We start from the raw sequence: 15,125 nt of genomic DNA on the forward strand, positions 1-15,125 counted from the left end.
GCCCCGACGAGCACCCGTCGTCCCGACTACGCGATCCGACGGACCCGACGCACGGCGAGGTAGAGCAGGAGCAGGGCCAGGGCGACGAAGATGCCCGTCTCGATCCCCTGGAACAGCCAGAACCGGTCCCCCGGCTGGTAGAGCTGCCAGTTGTACGCGCCCGGCTCGAGCCCCAGCTCGGCCCCGCAGGCCCGACCGCCCGGTCCCTTGCCGCCCACCGGACACTGGATCCGGGCTCCCTCAGCCATCATCGTGCCGTCGGGGTTACGGATGCCCTGGGCGAGGATCCAGTCACCCCGGCTGACCACAGGTGGCCCGTCCCCCTCGATCGAGAAGGTCTGGGTGCGCGCCGGCTGGTAGTGCGGTCGGGCCAGCAGCTCCACCGCCGTCCGGACGCCGATGTAGCCGGCGAGGGTGATGCCCATGGCGGGCAGCATCCGCTTCCAGACGGTGCCGGCGAAGATGCCCAGCGCCACCGCGAACAGCGTGTAACCGATCGGGGCGATGCCCTGCAGGTCGAAGACGATCATGCCGAACCGGCCCTCGTGCGCGGCCGCGTTGAGCGGGTCGACCCACCAGGAGACGCCCAGCCCGTAGACCGCCGCGAGGGCCAGGACGCCCGCTCCGATGAGCCCGAACTTCACCAGCGCCCAGCGGTTGCGCCCGACACCCTGGGTCCAGACGAACCGGTGGGTGCCCTGTTCCACCTCGCGGGAGACCAGTGGCGCGCCCCAGAAGACGCCGACGAGCACCGGCAGGGCGATCAGCAGTACGGCCACCAGGTTGAGGCTGTCGTACCTGTCGCCGAAGCGCTGGAAGCCCGCGTCGCAGGTCTCCCGGGTCGCCTCTGCCACGTCGGCGCGGGCGAGCTGCTTGGCGCAGTCGACCAACCCGAGGTCGGCGAAGGTGTGCCGCATCGTGATGCCGATCGGCACCAGTAGAGCGGCGAGCGCCGCGAGCCCGAGCAGGGTGTAGAACGCCTGCTTGCGGTGTTGCCGCCAGGTCAACCAGATCATGCCGCCACTCCCCACTCGCTGTGACTGGTCTGCGTGGTGCCGTCGGCCAGGTAGGCGAGCACGACGTCCTCCAGGCTCACGTCGCGGACCGTCCAGGCCGGGTCGGTGACCGGGCCGTCGGTGCGGACCAGCAGCGTGGACTGCCGGTCGGTGTGGCTGGCCCGGACCACGGCGGCGACGCCCCCGATGACGCCGCCGTCGTGGCGGGGGCCGACCAGTTGGCGATGCTCGCTGACCAGATCGTCGACGGCGCCGGTGAGCTGCACCCGGGCGGAGTTGAGCACGATCAGGTAGTCGCAGACCCGTTCCAGGTCGGCAAGCAGGTGTGAGGAGAGCAGGACCGTGGTGCCGGATTCCGCGACGCTGCCCATCAGCGACTGGAGGAACTCCCGCCGGGCCAGCGGGTCGAGGCTGGCCACCGGCTCGTCGAGCAGCAGCAGCCGGGGCTGCTTGGCCAGCGCGAGGGCGAGTGCCACCTGGGCCCGTTGGCCGCCGGAGAGCTTGCCGACCGGCTTGTCCGGGGGGATGCCGAGCTGCGCCAGCCGTTGGCGGGCCAACGCCGCGTCCCACCGCTTGTTCAGCTTGCCGCCGGCGACCACCAGCTCGGCGGCGGTGAAGTCCCGGTACAGCGGGGTGTCCTGGGCGACGAAGCCGATGTCGGCCAGGCCCTCGGTGTCGCCGTACGGGGATCTGCCGAAAACGCCCACCGAGCCCTCGTCCGGCTTGAGCAGGCCGACGGCCAGGTGCAGCAGCGTGCTCTTGCCCGCGCCGTTCGGCCCGACCAACGCGGCGATCCGGCCGGCCGGCAACTGCAGCGAGCAGTCCCGCAACGCCCAGGTGCTGCCGTACCGCTTGCCCAGCCGGTCGGTCGCTAAGACCATGTCCATTCTCTGTCCTCTCGATCCGGCTGCGCCCACGGCTTCGTGGCGGCGCAGCCCTTGCTTCGGTGCCTGCTGGTTCGCTCGCTGCGCATGCTCAGGCGGGCTCCTTCTGCGGGGCGTCGTCGGCCAGCGTGGCGCGCAGCGTGGTCTCCACCAGGGCGATGACGTCCTCGGCCGAGAGGCCCGCGGTCTGCGCGCGGTGCAACCAGGCGACCAGGTCCTCGCGTAGCTCGGCCTGGTTGGGCAGGGACGCGCCGGCCAGGGTGCGCTGGACGAACGTGCCCACCCCGGGTCGGCCCCCGACCAGACCCTCGATCTCCAACTCCCGGTACGCCTTCAGCACCGTGTTCGGGTTGATCGCCAGTGACTGCGCGACGTCCCGGACCTTCGGCAACTGGTCGCCCGGCGTCAGCAGACCGACCCGCAGCGCCTGCTTCACCTGCTGCACGAGCTGCATGTAGGTGTTCACCTTCGACCGGCTGTCCAACACGAACTCGATCACTCGTGATGATCCTTCCTGTTGTCCTACGACAGTAGGACTAGTAGACAGCTTCATCACCGAACTGCCCGCTGTCAAGGCCGGCGCGGCGCGTCCTGCCCGGCACGGTGTGGCCCTGGCGACTGCCCGGCGGCTCGACCGTGGTGGCACCGGTAGGCCACGAACTGGCACCGGGGGGTCAGTCGCTCGGGAAGGAACCGGCAGCAATCCAGGTGGAAGGGGGAGGATGCGATGGTCACCAACGACCTGGCGACGCCGAGAGCGACTCCACTACAGAAGGCCCGCGCCCGGGGGCGGGTACGCGGGCGGCTGATCCTGCTCGGTCCGGCTTTCGTCGCCGCCGTCGCCTACGTCGACCCCGGCAACTTCGCCACCAACTCCGCCGCTGGCGCCCGCTACGGCTACCTGCTGGTGTGGGTCGTGGTGGTGGCCAACCTGATGGCGATGCTGGTGCAGACCCTCACCGCCAAGCTGGGTCTGGCCACCGGGCGCAGCCTGCCCGAGCTGTGCCGGGAGCGGCTGCCCCGACCGCTGAACCGGCTGATGTGGGTGCAGGCCGAACTTGTCGCCATGGCCACCGACCTGGCCGAGGTGATCGGTGGCGCGGTCGCCCTCTACCTGCTCTTCGGCATCCCGCTGCTGCCCGGCGGGCTCATCATCGGCACGGCCGCGTTCGCCGTGCTCGCGCTGCGCTCACGCGGGTACCGCGCCTTCGAGATCACCATCGCCGTACTGCTCGGTGTGATCGTCCTGGCCTTCGCCGCGAATCTGCTCGCCTCCGGCTCCGACCCCGGCTCCGCGATGGGCGGCCTGGTGCCTCGGCTCCAGGGCACCGACAGCGTCCTGCTGGCCGCCGGCATCCTCGGTGCCACCGTCATGCCGCACGTCATCTACGTGCACTCTGCGCTGACCCGCGACCGAATCCCCGCCGCCGACGACTCCGAGCGCCGGATCCTGTTCCGGGGCCAGCGCACCGACGTGCTGCTCGCCCTGAGCGCGGCCGGCGCGGTCAACCTCGCCATGCTGCTGATCGCCGCTGCGAGCTTCCGTGGCGGCGGCCCGGGTGGCGCGGACAGCCTGGAGGGAGTGCACGCCGGGCTCGGCCAGACCATCGGCACCGCCGCGGCGTTCGGGTTCGCCGTCGCGCTGCTGGTCTCCGGGCTGGCCTCCACGAGCGTCGGCACCTATGCCGGTGAGGTGATCATGCAGGGCTTCCTGCGGCGGCGGGTTCCGTTGCTGCTGCGCCGGCTGGTCACCCTGTTGCCCGCTCTGGCCGTGCTCGCCATCGGCCTCGACCCCACCCGGGCGCTGGTGCTCTCCCAGGTCATCCTCAGTTTCGGCATCCCGTTCGCGCTGATCCCGGTGGTCGCCTTCACCCGGCGCCGCGACCTGATGGGCAACCTGGTCAACCACCCGCTCACCACCGTCGCCGCGTCCCTGGTAGCCGTCCTGGTGGTCGCGCTCAACGCGTTCCTGCTCTGGCAGGTCACCGCTGGCTGAGCCGGTTGAGCCGGCTTGCGCGTGTGTCGGTCAGCCAGGGGTGCCCGGCGGCAGCGGATGGGTCAGGTTCGGCGACCCTCGTCGCGGGTGGGGATCTCCTGGCGCTGTTCGAGGGCGTCGGCCGGATTGGCGTCGGCCGGCAGCGACGTCACCTCCTCGAGGGCGCCCGCCGGGAGGGCGCCCTGCTCGGCCAGGTCCGCCTCGGACGCTTCGGGGTCGACGTCACCCGACACCCGGTCCGGCGGCCCGTAGTCGACGGCGTTCTGCCGTTGCTCGTGGGCGTCCGCCTCCGGGGGAGGAAACGTGTCGCCCTGATCATCCCGATACGTGCTCATCGGAGCCTCCTGCCCGGCGGGTGTCGACATGCTGCCTACCCGCCAGCACCGCCGTCACGCCCTGAAGTTCTGGCGGCCAGTCCCAGCCCCAGCAGCGCACACACCGCGCCGACCAGGAAGAGCAGCGAGGCGGCCGGCTGGCCGAGCCACTCCCAGTACGGGTGCCAGGCCGGGTGTGACTCGCCGCGCTGGTGGCGCAGCAGCGACGGGACGGCCAGCAGCACCGGCAGCCACCACAGCACCACTGCCACGCCCAACAGGACGCTCACCGCGCTGCCGACTTGTCGTCCCGCGGTGCGGCGACTGGCCCAGCCGAAGACACACCACCCGGCCACCGCGCCCAACAGCGTGCCGAGTGCCCCGGCGGGGACCACCAGCGGCGGTGGCGCGCGTTGCAACTCGACCGCCAGATAGGTGGCGTCGACAGCGGTCTGCGCCGAGATCGAGGCGTTCAGGATGGTGTCGCCCCGTCGAGCGACAAGCGTGGTGTGGGTGATCGCGAGCGGGGTGGCGCAGGTCTTGTCCCCGCAGCTCATGCCCTCGGTCACCCGCGGGTCGTACACCCGCCAGCCGGCACCGGTCAGGCGGTCCCGGGCCACCGCGACGATCTGCTCGGCGGGCACCGGTGGCGCGCCGAGGGCGGCGGCGCCGGTGGCGCTCTCCTGGTATTCACCGCCGTCGCCGAGCACCAGGGTCTTCACGGTGCCCAGTCGCAGCGCGTGCCCGTAGACGACGAAGAGCGCGGGCGGCGTCTCGATCTCGCCGAGGTCGTGGCCGGGGAAGGCCATGGTCAGAATGCTGCTGGCCTCGGCCCGGTCGGGCTGCGCTCGGGAGGTCTCCCAGGCGGCCCGGCTCGCCAACGCGCCGGTGAAGAGACCGCAGACGATCGCGGCGAGCGGCACCCAGGCGACGGCCGTGCCCCTGCTCGGACGGCCCAGGCGGCGGAGCAGCCGCCGTCCGAACGGGCGGGCCGCCGAGGTGCTGGTTCCGGGCATGATCACCCTTCCCGATCGACAACGAGGCGCAGCGACAGTACATCGACCAGAGGGGTGGACGCGTCGCGGCGACTACCACCGTCGGTGGGCCGGATCGGCCAGGATGGGCAGGTGGCCGGGGCGCGGCCGCGACGAGGAGGATGGGCGATGCGGGTACGCGGGCGGTTGACCTGGGGGCGGCGCGCCGGCGCGGGTGCGGCGCTGGCGGCGCTGCTCGCCGGCTCGATGGCGCCGGCCGTCGCGCTGACGCCGGCAGGGGCGGCGGCTGCGACGGCGGCGGCCGGGACGCCGGTGTGCCAGGTGCGCGACGACCGGCTGCGCGAGATCTCCGGCATGGTCGCCACCGACGACGGGTACGTGGTCATCAACGACGGTGCCGACGACGAGGCCCGCCGTCGGATCTTCTTCCTCGACAAGCGCTGCGCGGTGGTCCGGGCGGTGGCCTTCCCGTCCCGCCCCCGCGACACCGAGGATCTGGCCATCGGTCGCGACGGCACCGTCTGGGTCGCCGACATCGGCGACAACGACCACTCCCGGCCGACCATCGCCGTCTGGCGGCTCGCCCCCGGCGCGGACGAGCCGGTGCTGTACCGGATGACCTACCCGGACCGCCCGCACGACGCGGAGGCGTTGCTGCTCGACGCGTCCGATCGGCCGCTTGTCATCACCAAGGGCGGCAGCGGCACCGTCTTCGTCTACGCCCCAACCGCCGCGCTGCGGCCGGGGGCGACGACGCCGCTGGCCTCGGTCGGCCAGGTGACAGTGCCGACGACAAGCACCAGCAACCCGTTCTCATTCCTCGGCCGCGGCGTGATCACCGGGGCGGCGAGCGCCCCGGACGGGCGTCGGGTCGTGCTGCGCAGCTACGCCGACGCCTTCGAGTACGACGTGCCCGACGGCGATGTGGTCCGCGCGCTGACCACCGGCACCGCGCGGATCACCCCGCTGCCGGACGAGCCCCAGGGTGAGTCGGTCACCTACAGTCGCGACGGGCGGTCGCTGCTCACCGTCTCCGAATCCGCCGACCAGCCGGCGGGCACCTGGCCGACCATCCTGCGCTACCCGGTCACCGACGCACCGACCACCGCCGGGCGCCCGACGGGCGCCGCCGCCTCGGCGTTGCCCACCCTCGTCGGTCCGATCGCCGAGGAAACCACCGGACTGGACGGCCGGACCTGGCTGCTGGTGGCCGGCGCCGGCACCCTGGTGGCGCTGCTCGGCCTGGCCGGCGTGCTGCGCTGGCGGCACACGGCACGTCGCTGAACGGACGCGGCAGGTGCGGCAGGATGGTGGGATGTCCGTGCTGTCCACGTTGCGTCACCCGATCATCGCGGCCCCGATGGCGGGTGGTCCGTCCACGCCGGCGCTCGTGGCAGCCGTCTCCGCCGCCGGTGGACTGGGCTTCCTGGCCGCCGGGATGATCGACGCCGAGCGGTTGGCCGCCGACGTCGCGGAGGTTCGCAGCCGCACCGACCGGCCGTTCGGCGTCAACGTCTTCCTGCCCGACCCCGGCGACGTCGACGCCGCCGCCGTTCGGGCGTACGCCGAGCGGCTCGCCCCGCAGGCCGCCGAGCGCGGGGTGAGCCTGGGCGAGCCGGTCGGCGGCGACGACGCGTACCCGGAGAAGATGGCAGCGCTGCTCGCGGACCCGGTCCCGGTGGTGTCCTTCGTGTTCGGGCTGCCGGACCGGGCGGCGGTGCGCGCCCTGCGTGAGCGGGGCACCGAGGTGTGGGCCACCGTCACCCGCCCGGACGCGGCGACGGCCGCCGCCGACCTGGGGGTGGACGCGGTGGTGGTGCAGGGCACCGAGGCCGGGGGGCATCGCGGTGGGCTGCCGGACGACGACGACTACGCGCTGTTGCCCCTGCTGCGGCTGGCCGCCTCCCGCTGCGACAGGCCCCTGGTGGCCGCCGGGGGCATCGTCGACGGTCCCGCGCTGGCCGCCGTGCTGGCTGCCGGTGCCGCCGCCGGGCAGCTCGGCACGGCCTTCCTGCGCTGCCCGGAGGCGGGCAGTTCGCCGATGCACCGGGCGGCGGTGGCCGGGGACGCGCCGACCGCGCTGACCCGGGCGTACACCGGGAGGCGGGCCCGGGGCGTGGCAAACGACTTCCTGCGCCAGCACGACGCGTCGGCGCCTACCGGTTATCCCCAGGTGCTGCACCTGACCCGTCCGCTGCTGGCCGCCGCCCGGCGCGACGGTGACGCGTCGGTCGCGAACCTGTGGGCGGGGCAGGCGCACCCCCTCGCGCGGGAGCTGCCGGCAGCCGAGGTGGTCACCGAGGTCAGTGCCGGTGCCCGAGCCGCCCTGGCGGCGGCGGCCGTCGAGTGGTCGGCACGCTGGGACTGACCGGTGGCCTCGACGGGACGGCCGACCGGGAAACCCGTAGAGTCTCGCCGTGATCGAGATCGGTGCGCAGGTCGACGTGTCCCACCCGCCCGACCGGGTCTGGCTCGCACTCACCGATCGGCAGCTGCTCGGACGGTGGTTCGCCGAGGCCGACATGGTCGAGGGCGTAGCGGACCGACTGCTGCTGCACACTGCCGAACTGCCCGGCTTCGAGGCGGACGTCGAGGTCGAGGTGACCGAGCGGCAGGAGGCGGCACTGCTCGTGCTGGCCTGCGATGAGGCCGGCCGGCTCAGTGAACTCACCTGCGCGGTCACGGCCACCAGCCAGGGCTGCCGGCTGGAGGTGCGGGAGGTCACGACGCACGGCGCGTGGTCCGCCGACCAGCACGATCCCCGTGAGCAGCAGCTGCGGCAGGCACTCACCGTACGACTGCCGGCCATTCTCGACTGGCTCGCGTTCCAGCAGGTAGACCTGCACCGCGGCGACGCGGCGATGACCACCGAGCTGCCGCTTGTCGCGCTGGGCGCGTCCGGCCGCCGCCGCCGTCGGCGTCGCACCCTCGCCGCCCTGATCGCCGGGGCCGCGCTGCTGGCGGGGACGGCGGCCTGGATAACCATGCCGCCCGAGTCGACGCCCACCGCCGCACCTGCGTCGACAGACGCGCCCTCGCCGTCCGGCACGGCCGGGCGGGCCGCCGCGACCCCGACGGCGACCCCGCCGGCGCGACCCTCGCGGAGCGCCACCGCGTCGGCGACCTCCCGGCCGAGCCGGACCCCGTCGGCGAAGCCGTCGAGTCCGCTCGCGTCCACTCCGCTACCACCCCCGCCGCCGGCGCCGATGGTGGCCCGCTACCAGACCGGGACCAGCCGACTGTTCGGCTACACGGGCGTGGTCGTTGTCGACAACCCCAGCGGCGTACCGGTTGCGGACTGGGCCGTGGTGGTCACTCTCGGCGACGGCACCACGGTCGACGATGTCGAGGGCGCGAACTGGCGACAGGACGGGCGGTCGATCACCTTCACCGGGGCCGCGGTGGAGCCCGGTGGGTCCCGGACGATCAGCTTCGATGTCCGCGACAGCCGGCCGAAGGCCCGGGAACCGGCGAGCTGCACGATCGGCGGGCAACCCTGCGCGGGCCTCTGACTAGGCTGCCGCCATGGCACTGCTGCACAGGGCGACCCTGCGCCCCACGAAGCTCGACCTGCTGGCGACCTGGCTTCCCGACCGACAGTGGTACGTCGGCTCCGCCGACGTCGAGTTGGTGAGCCGGGGGGCCTACCGCTTCGACGATCCAGCCGGCGAGGTCGGCATCGAGACACTGCTGGTCAGCACCCCCGACGGGCCGGTCCATCAGGTCCCGCTCACCTATCGGGCCGCGCCCCTGGACGGAGCGGACGCCTGGTTGGTGGGCACCACCGAGCATTCGGTGCTCGGCCGACGCTGGGTGTACGACGGCTGCGTCGACCACGTGTACGCCGCGGCGCTCGCCCACGCGGTGCGCACCGGCTCCGGTCAGGCGGAGCAGTACTTCGAGGAGGACGGTAGGCGCGTGGTGCGCGAGCCGATCATGACGATCACCGTCGGCGGTGTCCTGGACGCCGACGCGGGCCCGGTCGGCGCCGTACGCCGGGTGGTCGACGGGGACAGCACGCTGGTCGTCACCGACACCGTCGAACTTGTCGTGGTCCGCCGCCCCGAGGCCGCCGAGGCGGGCGGGGCTGTCCTGAGTGGCAGTTGGCCCGGCCAGCCGGCGAGCGTGCCGCTGGCGTACGTCCGGGCGCGCTGAGCGAGCGGTGGGCGGCCCGATGAGTCGGACCGCCCACCGCGTTCACCACCGCGCCGGAGGCGGGGGCGGTGTCACCGGCGGCCGGTCGTCGCAGGTGATGGTGTTGGGCAGCAGCCACGGTGCGAGCCACCCGCCGTCGTTGCCGCCCAGGTCGGTCACTGTGAACTCCGAACCGGCCGGCGTGAAGTGGAACGAACCGCAGTTGTTGACACCCACCGCGCCCACGTGGCGGGCGTCCACGTTCGCGAACGAGGCGGATCCGGCCGAGCGGGCGCTGACCACCGAGGTGCCGGTGCCGTCGACCCGGATGTCCCGGAACCGTACGTTGGAGATCGAGTAGAGGTCCTTCACCGGCCAGTCGCTGACCAGCATCATCGCGTTGTACGTGCTGTCGAGGTACGCGTCGCCGGTCACCTCGATGGCCGCGTCGATGCTGCGGTCCAGGGCGAAGAACCAGATGGCGCCCAGCCCGATGTTCCAGTTCAACTCGTACGTCCCGGCGCGGGCGGTGCTGTTGTTGGTGATCCGCAGGTGCCCGCTGAAGGGTTCCGCGCCGAAGCGGGCCCCGACGTGGATGCCGCTGCCCTCACGGACCGGGTCGGCGACGAGGTTGTGCGAGACGGTGGTGTCCGTGCCGCCGTAGATGGCGATGCCGTTGGCGAGCGTCGGTGACTGCACGGTGTTGTGGTCGAACGTGTTGCGGGCGTTGGCCGTCTTCTCCGACCACATCGCCAGCCCGTCGTCACCGGTGTTGCGGACGAAGTTGTGCGCCACCAGTGAGTCGGTCACGCCGGTGTGGAAGTTGAGCGCGTCGGCGATCTGGTCGACGACGATGGTGTTGGTGACCCGGACGTTGCGCATCGGCCCGTCGAACCACAGGCCGGCCTTGGTGTGGCGCAGGTAGAGTCCGTCGATAGTGGAGTCGCTCATGGCTCCACCGATCGCGTTCACCTGGTCGGTGTCGATGCGCTCCCGGACGTCTCCCTCGATCGTGAAACCGGAGAGGTGGACGTTGCGGCTGCCCCCGTCGGCGGCGTCGCGACCGTAGAACCCGACGCCGGTGTGCACCGAGCCGTCCGGCGCGGGCGTGGGTAGGGCGACCTCTCGGCCCTTGATGATGGTGTGCCAGCTGCCGGCGCCCTCGATAGTCACGTCGTCGACGACGATGTGCCGGTTGACCTGGTAGGTGCCCGGCGGGAGGTAGACCTTGAGGTGGGCCCGCCGGGCGAAGGTGATGGCCCGGTCCAGCGCGTCGGCGGAGTCCCGTCGGCCGGTGGGGTCGGCGCCGAAGGCGAGCACGTTCGCCGCGAGCAGCCGGACGCGCGGCGGCGCGACACGTTCGGAGTCGAGCAGGTCGATGACGGTCCAGGCGGCGGCGCTGCCGGCTGGCGCGGTCAGCCGGATCCGGTCACCGGCGCGGTAGGTGCGCCCGAGCAGCAGTCGCTGCTCGTCGTAGAAGTGGGTGGGCCGAAACGGCGTGGTGATGCTCGGGTACGGCGTGGTGGCCGCCGGCACGCACTGGCACTCGGTGATCCACCAGTCCGGGTGCAGCAGCCCGGCCGTGGGGTCGTTGGTGAACGGGTACTGGTTGTAGAGCCACGAGTACTGCGAGGTGAGCGTCATGGTGCGCACGTGCTTGCCATTGACGTCCACGCGCAGCGGCGCGGTGATCCCACCGCCCTGCGGTGCGTCCGGGATGCTGTACCGCACGGTGATCCCGTTCGCCGCGTTGGGGAGGACGAACTCCACGTACTCACCGGGGGTGAGCCGGACCGCCCGGCGGCCGGAGGCTTCGGCGGGCAGTGTGTAGGCCGACCGGTCGGGGCCGATGATCTCGCCGGTGGTGCGCGCGTTCTCCGCCTCCTGTTCGACGAAGTCGACGTCGGCGCCGCGCCCGGCGACAAGGGCCGGATCGAGGGCGGCACGGGTGACCACCGGCTGAGTGCCGGCGGGCGCGGCTGGCCCGGCGACGGCCCCGGTGGGCCCGACGACAAGCACGGCCAGGCCGGCCGCGAACGCCACGGCGGTGCCGGCCGGTCGGCCGGGGCGTCCCCGGGCGGGCAGGAGTCTGCGAATCATCGGTGACCCTCCTGGGTGGGTGGTGGTGGAGGTCCGCCCGGCGTTTCCCCCGACGCCCGACATTGATCGTCATGATGCAGCACCGAACAGCGCTCTGCAAGAGAACAATCGAACAGCGAAAATTGGCGACTATAAGATCGCAAGAAATGGACGGTTGACGAGTTGGGGTGTCGCGCCTCGCCTGCGCCCCTACCGCTCGCGGCCCGCGTACCCTGGGCGCGTGGATCAAGAAGACCGGATCGCCCTGTTCCTCGACTACGAGAACCTCGCGTTGGGGGCGCGCGACCACCGTGGTGGCGCGGACTTCGACTTCCGGCCGATCGCTGACGCGCTCGCCGAGCGGGGTCGGGTGGTGGTCCGCCGCGCGTACGCCGACTGGTCCTACTTCGACGAGGACCGCCGCATGCTCACCCGGTCCCACGTCGAGCTGATCGAGATCCCGCAGCGGATGGGCGCGTCCCGGAAGAACGCCGCGGACATCAAGATGGCAGTCGACGCCATCGAGTTGGCCTTCGAGCGCGACTACATCTCCACCTTCGTGATCTGCAGCGGCGACAGCGACTTCACCCCCCTCGTGCACAAGCTTCGCGAGTTGAACAAGCGGGTCATCGGCGTCGGAGTCGAGGGGTCCACCTCGGCGCTGCTGCCGCCGGCCTGCGACGAGTTCCTCTACTACGACCGGTTGGAAGGCGTGGACATCCCGCCCACCCGCGGCCGGCGCGGTCGTCCGACCCGGCAGGCCGGCACCGACCAGCGCCCGTCCGAGCCGGAGCTTGAGCGGGAGCCGGAGCCGGAGGTGGGCCGTCGACCGGCCGGCGAGGAGCCCGAACGGGACGTGGACGCGCTCGCCGTGCTCGTCGCCCAGACGGTGGCCGGGTTGCAGGGCAGCGCCAACGGTGAGGTCACCGCGTCCCGGCTCAAGCGCACCCTGCTGCGCAAGGACCCGACGTTCAGTGAGTCCGACTACGGTTTCCGCACCTTTGGCGAACTGCTGCGGCACCTCGCCGAGCACACGGTGATCGAGTTGGCCGAGGGGCCGGCGAAGGGCGATCCCGAGGTCTCGCTACCCGAGCACGGCGACCGGGAGGTGGCGTTCGGCCTGCTCCGTGGCGTGGTCGCCGAACTCGGCAGCAGCGGTAACCCGGTGGCGCTGTCCGGGTTGAAGAACCAGCTGCGGCGAGCCCGGCCCGACTTCAGCGAGAAGAAGCTCGGCTACCGCAGCTTTCTGCAATTCTGCAAGGCCGCGGCCACCGGCGGCGCTGTCGACCTAAGGTGGAGCCCCGAAGCCGACGACTACCTGCTCACCACCCAGGGCTGAGCGTCCCGCCCCGGCGCCCGGCATCGCACCGACCGCTGCCGAGCTCGGCGTCCCGTTCGGCCCGGCCGTGCGGGTGGTGTTCCCGCCGCCGTTCACGCCCGGTGACATTCAGATCACGGCCGAGGGTGGCTCGCACCTCGGCCCGGCCAGGCAGGACGCGTTGGCGAACACCCTGGCCGGGGTGCACGGCGACACATGAGTGACCCCTGATTGGTCGCTCAGGACGGGGAAGACCTGCCGTTGCGGGTCCTCATCGTCAACGCATAGGCCGAAATGCGCCGGAATTACGGCTATCGCCCCGGTATCCGCCCACCTGCGCCGTACCCCCGGCGCAGAATTTGCTATACGGTCGGCGAATGAAGGTCGAGGAGCATTGGTGGAACGGAGACACGACCCCGCGCGGGCGCCGGGACGTGTATATCCGTACTGACGGGCAGGGTTGGGAGGTCCGCGCCCAGATCGGTGGGGCGTCGGGTCGTGAGCGGGTGCAGCAGTGCCCAAGCCGGGCCTCGGCGGCCATCCTCGCCGATGCGTGGCGCGGCACCCACCCATCCTGGCGCGAGCTGAAGCAGCGCTGATCCGGCACCGGGCCGGGCCGGCAACGCTCCTGGGCTTCCGCCCGGTGCGCTCCCCGGCCGGCCCGGCGCTCGGCTCGCCTCGCGCCCGGCGCTCGGCTCGCCTCGTCAACGACGCGCGGCCCGCGACTCACCGCTTCTGGAGCATTACCGAAGCGACGTCCGCCATCAGCGCCGATACGCAATCAAACTGTGGGCAGTTCAGGCCGTGGTCGGTGGGCCGCCCGGAACACTGGATCTCCTTGATCAGTTGACGTGCGGCGCTGACCACCTCCGTGACCGGTGATCGAGTGGGCATGCGGCCGGTGTTCCCGTTGTCGGGCGGGGTACCCGGAGGTCGGCCGGTCGTGCCCAATGGAGGTCGCTCATGTCGCAAGGTCCCGACGACGAGAATTCGAGGCTCGACGAGGAGGCCCGGGAGGCCGAGCGGCGGCTCGGCGACCTCACCACCTCATCGGACGACGCGCTTACCGACGACGACGCCCGGGCGCCGGACGATGCCCCCTCCGAGCGGGACACGGACAAGTAGATCCACTCGGCTTCGGTGAAATCGGTGTGTCCGGGCAGGTCTGACACCGCGACATCACGGAAACCGAGTCGATCATCGGCGTGTGGCGCGGCGTGGCGGTCCGTCGCCCGCGCTGGTCAGCCGGCCGGGACGGGCAGCACCACACCCTCGGCCGCCGACCGGTGCGCCAGCTCGATCAACTCGACGGTCGCGACCGAGTCGCGGGGGTCCACCGGCATCGGCGTGCCGTCGCGTAGCGCCGCCGCCACCTGCGCGTAGAAGCTCTGGTACGCGCCCGGCTCGGTCGGCACCGGCCGCAGGGCACCATCCACGCCGAGCATGCCGTACCGCTCCGGCGGGACCTCGCCCCAACCCGGCTGGCCCGGTCGGCCTCCGTCGTGCAGCGCCGCCTCCTGCACGTCGAGGCCGTACGTCGTGTAGCCGGCCCGGTCGCCGAGCACCCGCAGCCGGGGGCCGAGCTGAGCGGTCACCGCGCCCATCCACAGGTGCGAGCGCACCCCGTTGGCGTGGGTCAACGCCACGAAGGCGTCGTCGTCGACGGCCGCCCCCGCGCGCCGCCGGTCCACCTCCGCGTAGACCCGGTCGACCCGGCCGAACAGTTGCACCGCCTGGTCGACGAGGTGGGCGCCGAGGTCGAAGAGGGCGCCGCCGGCCTCCTCGGGGCCGGCAAGCTCCCGCCAGCCCGGCTTGATCGTCGGACGGAACCGCTCAAAGCGGGACTCGAAGCGCAGCACCCGCCCCAACTCGCCCTGCTCCACCAACCGGCGGGCGGTCAGGAAGTCGCCATCCCAACGCCGGTTCTGGAAGACCGTCAGGGGCACCCCTCGCTCGGTCGCCTCGTCGATCAGGGCGCGCCCCTCCGCCGCGGTCGGGGTGAGCGGCTTGTCGACCACTACCGGCAGCCCGGCGGCGAGTGCCGCTCGGGCCAGCGGCACGTGCTGCCGGTTCGGCGTCGCCACCACGACCAGGTCCAGCATCCCCGGCGTACGCCACAGCTCGTCGGCGTCGTCGACCAGGCGGGCGTCCGGGAAGTGCTGCCGGGCCTGCTCGCGCCGCTGCGGATCGCGGGTCACGATCGCGTCGAGCCGCAGCCCCGGGGTGGCGGCGATCAACGGTGCGTGGAACACCCGACCGGCCAGCCCGTACCCCAGCAGACCGACCCGCAACGCCTCCGCCATGCCGTACCCCCGTCTCGCCGGCCCGCGCCCCTCAGCGGCGGCGGTACCGTTTGCCGAATCTACGCCCCGACCTCGGCCCCGCCCTG

16 protein-coding genes are annotated in these 15,125 nt (G+C 72.4%); 9 read left to right on the forward strand and 7 right to left on the reverse strand.

Going from position 1 to position 15,125, the window contains the following annotated elements; translation table 11 throughout:
- Positions 1-26 precede the first annotated feature (26 nt).
- From AB0B86_RS21165 to AB0B86_RS21175, 3 genes are all read right to left on the reverse strand, one after another.
- Positions 27-1,016 carry a transporter gene (locus tag AB0B86_RS21165; protein WP_357404343.1) on the reverse strand — a complete coding sequence of 330 codons (990 nt, stop codon included), beginning with the start codon at positions 1,014-1,016 and terminating at the stop codon, positions 27-29.
- Positions 1,013-1,903, reverse strand: coding sequence for an ABC transporter ATP-binding protein (locus tag AB0B86_RS21170; protein WP_357404341.1), 891 nt, complete (start codon positions 1,901-1,903; stop codon positions 1,013-1,015). Before AB0B86_RS21170 ends, AB0B86_RS21165 begins: the two co-directional genes overlap by 4 nt.
- A gap of 88 nt (positions 1,904-1,991) precedes the next feature.
- The gene (locus AB0B86_RS21175; RefSeq protein WP_357246013.1) at positions 1,992-2,399 is read right to left on the reverse strand and encodes a GntR family transcriptional regulator; all 408 of its coding nucleotides are present in this window, start codon (positions 2,397-2,399) and stop codon (positions 1,992-1,994) included.
- Positions 2,400-2,627: 228 nt separating this feature from the next.
- Between AB0B86_RS21175 and AB0B86_RS21180 the strand changes: the two genes are divergently transcribed.
- Positions 2,628-3,896, forward strand: a complete 1,269-nt coding sequence (locus AB0B86_RS21180; protein WP_357404339.1) for an Nramp family divalent metal transporter — start codon at positions 2,628-2,630, stop codon at positions 3,894-3,896.
- Between the two features lie 62 nt (positions 3,897-3,958).
- Here AB0B86_RS21180 and AB0B86_RS21185 read toward each other — a convergent pair whose 3' ends face one another.
- Entirely contained in the window at positions 3,959-4,231 is a 273-nt protein-coding gene (locus AB0B86_RS21185) for a hypothetical protein (RefSeq protein WP_357404337.1), read from the reverse strand.
- Positions 4,232-4,266: 35 nt separating this feature from the next.
- Complete coding sequence (locus AB0B86_RS21190) at positions 4,267-5,226, reverse strand: hypothetical protein (protein WP_357404335.1); 960 nt, start codon at positions 5,224-5,226, stop codon at positions 4,267-4,269.
- A 147-nt stretch (positions 5,227-5,373) separates the two neighbouring features.
- Between AB0B86_RS21190 and AB0B86_RS21195 the strand changes: the two genes are divergently transcribed.
- Genes AB0B86_RS21195 through AB0B86_RS21210 form a run of 4 tightly spaced genes read left to right on the forward strand, consistent with a single transcriptional unit; the run spans position 5,374 to position 9,360 of the window.
- Positions 5,374-6,489 carry a hypothetical protein gene (locus AB0B86_RS21195; protein WP_357404333.1) on the forward strand — a complete coding sequence of 372 codons (1,116 nt, stop codon included), beginning with the start codon at positions 5,374-5,376 and terminating at the stop codon, positions 6,487-6,489.
- 31 nt (positions 6,490-6,520) lie between these two features.
- Complete coding sequence (locus AB0B86_RS21200) at positions 6,521-7,573, forward strand: nitronate monooxygenase (RefSeq protein WP_357419505.1); 1,053 nt, start codon at positions 6,521-6,523, stop codon at positions 7,571-7,573.
- Positions 7,574-7,622: 49 nt separating this feature from the next.
- On the forward strand, positions 7,623-8,717 hold the full coding sequence (locus tag AB0B86_RS21205; protein WP_357404331.1) for an SRPBCC domain-containing protein: 1,095 nt from the start codon (positions 7,623-7,625) through the stop codon (positions 8,715-8,717).
- A 13-nt stretch (positions 8,718-8,730) separates the two neighbouring features.
- Positions 8,731-9,360 (forward strand): hypothetical protein, encoded by a 630-nt coding sequence (locus AB0B86_RS21210; RefSeq protein WP_357404329.1) that lies wholly within the window; start codon positions 8,731-8,733, stop codon positions 9,358-9,360.
- A gap of 42 nt (positions 9,361-9,402) precedes the next feature.
- Here AB0B86_RS21210 and AB0B86_RS21215 read toward each other — a convergent pair whose 3' ends face one another.
- Positions 9,403-11,439 carry a glycosyl hydrolase family 28-related protein gene (locus AB0B86_RS21215; RefSeq protein ID WP_357404327.1) on the reverse strand — a complete coding sequence of 679 codons (2,037 nt, stop codon included), beginning with the start codon at positions 11,437-11,439 and terminating at the stop codon, positions 9,403-9,405.
- A gap of 220 nt (positions 11,440-11,659) precedes the next feature.
- Here AB0B86_RS21215 and AB0B86_RS21220 point away from each other — a divergent pair, with 220 nt between their 5' ends.
- The 4 genes from AB0B86_RS21220 (at position 11,660) to AB0B86_RS21235 (ending at position 13,861) form a co-directional block, all read left to right on the forward strand.
- The gene (locus tag AB0B86_RS21220; RefSeq protein ID WP_357404325.1) at positions 11,660-12,757 is read left to right on the forward strand and encodes a PIN domain-containing protein; all 1,098 of its coding nucleotides are present in this window, start codon (positions 11,660-11,662) and stop codon (positions 12,755-12,757) included.
- Positions 12,758-12,824: 67 nt separating this feature from the next.
- Complete coding sequence (locus tag AB0B86_RS21225; protein WP_357404323.1) at positions 12,825-12,956, forward strand: hypothetical protein; 132 nt, start codon at positions 12,825-12,827, stop codon at positions 12,954-12,956.
- A gap of 157 nt (positions 12,957-13,113) precedes the next feature.
- Positions 13,114-13,335, forward strand: coding sequence for a hypothetical protein (locus AB0B86_RS21230; protein WP_030335934.1), 222 nt, complete (start codon positions 13,114-13,116; stop codon positions 13,333-13,335).
- Positions 13,336-13,699: 364 nt separating this feature from the next.
- A complete protein-coding gene (locus tag AB0B86_RS21235) occupies positions 13,700-13,861 on the forward strand; it encodes a hypothetical protein (protein ID WP_357404321.1) in 162 nt (53 codons plus the stop codon).
- 116 nt (positions 13,862-13,977) lie between these two features.
- On the opposite strand, the gene AB0B86_RS21240 is transcribed toward AB0B86_RS21235, so the two are convergent.
- Positions 13,978-15,039: a Gfo/Idh/MocA family oxidoreductase gene (locus tag AB0B86_RS21240; RefSeq protein WP_357404319.1), complete on the reverse strand. Its 1,062-nt coding sequence runs from the start codon at positions 15,037-15,039 to the stop codon at positions 13,978-13,980.
- Between the last annotated feature and the right edge of the window lie 86 nt (positions 15,040-15,125).

Origin of the sequence: Micromonospora sp. NPDC049047 (genome assembly GCF_040649135.1) — a bacterium.
Taxonomy (GTDB): domain Bacteria; phylum Actinomycetota; class Actinomycetes; order Mycobacteriales; family Micromonosporaceae; genus Micromonospora.

Bases quoted from the DNA above. Each gene is read 5' to 3' on its own strand.
- AB0B86_RS21165 (WP_357404343.1), bottom strand. From the start codon at position 1,016: ATGATCTGGTTGACCTGGCGGCAACACCGCAAGCAGGCGTTCTACACC.
- AB0B86_RS21170 (WP_357404341.1), bottom strand. From the start codon at position 1,903: ATGGACATGGTCTTAGCGACCGACCGGCTGGGCAAGCGGTACGGCAGC.
- AB0B86_RS21180 (WP_357404339.1), top strand. From the start codon at position 2,628: ATGGTCACCAACGACCTGGCGACGCCGAGAGCGACTCCACTACAGAAG.
- AB0B86_RS21185 (WP_357404337.1), bottom strand. From the start codon at position 4,231: ATGAGCACGTATCGGGATGATCAGGGCGACACGTTTCCTCCCCCGGAG.
- AB0B86_RS21190 (WP_357404335.1), bottom strand. From the start codon at position 5,226: ATGCCCGGAACCAGCACCTCGGCGGCCCGCCCGTTCGGACGGCGGCTG.
- AB0B86_RS21195 (WP_357404333.1), top strand. From the start codon at position 5,374: ATGCGGGTACGCGGGCGGTTGACCTGGGGGCGGCGCGCCGGCGCGGGT.
- AB0B86_RS21200 (WP_357419505.1), top strand. From the start codon at position 6,521: ATGTCCGTGCTGTCCACGTTGCGTCACCCGATCATCGCGGCCCCGATG.
- AB0B86_RS21210 (WP_357404329.1), top strand. From the start codon at position 8,731: ATGGCACTGCTGCACAGGGCGACCCTGCGCCCCACGAAGCTCGACCTG.
- AB0B86_RS21215 (WP_357404327.1), bottom strand. From the start codon at position 11,439: ATGATTCGCAGACTCCTGCCCGCCCGGGGACGCCCCGGCCGACCGGCC.
- AB0B86_RS21230 (WP_030335934.1), top strand. From the start codon at position 13,114: ATGAAGGTCGAGGAGCATTGGTGGAACGGAGACACGACCCCGCGCGGG.
- AB0B86_RS21235 (WP_357404321.1), top strand. From the start codon at position 13,700: ATGTCGCAAGGTCCCGACGACGAGAATTCGAGGCTCGACGAGGAGGCC.
- AB0B86_RS21240 (WP_357404319.1), bottom strand. From the start codon at position 15,039: ATGGCGGAGGCGTTGCGGGTCGGTCTGCTGGGGTACGGGCTGGCCGGT.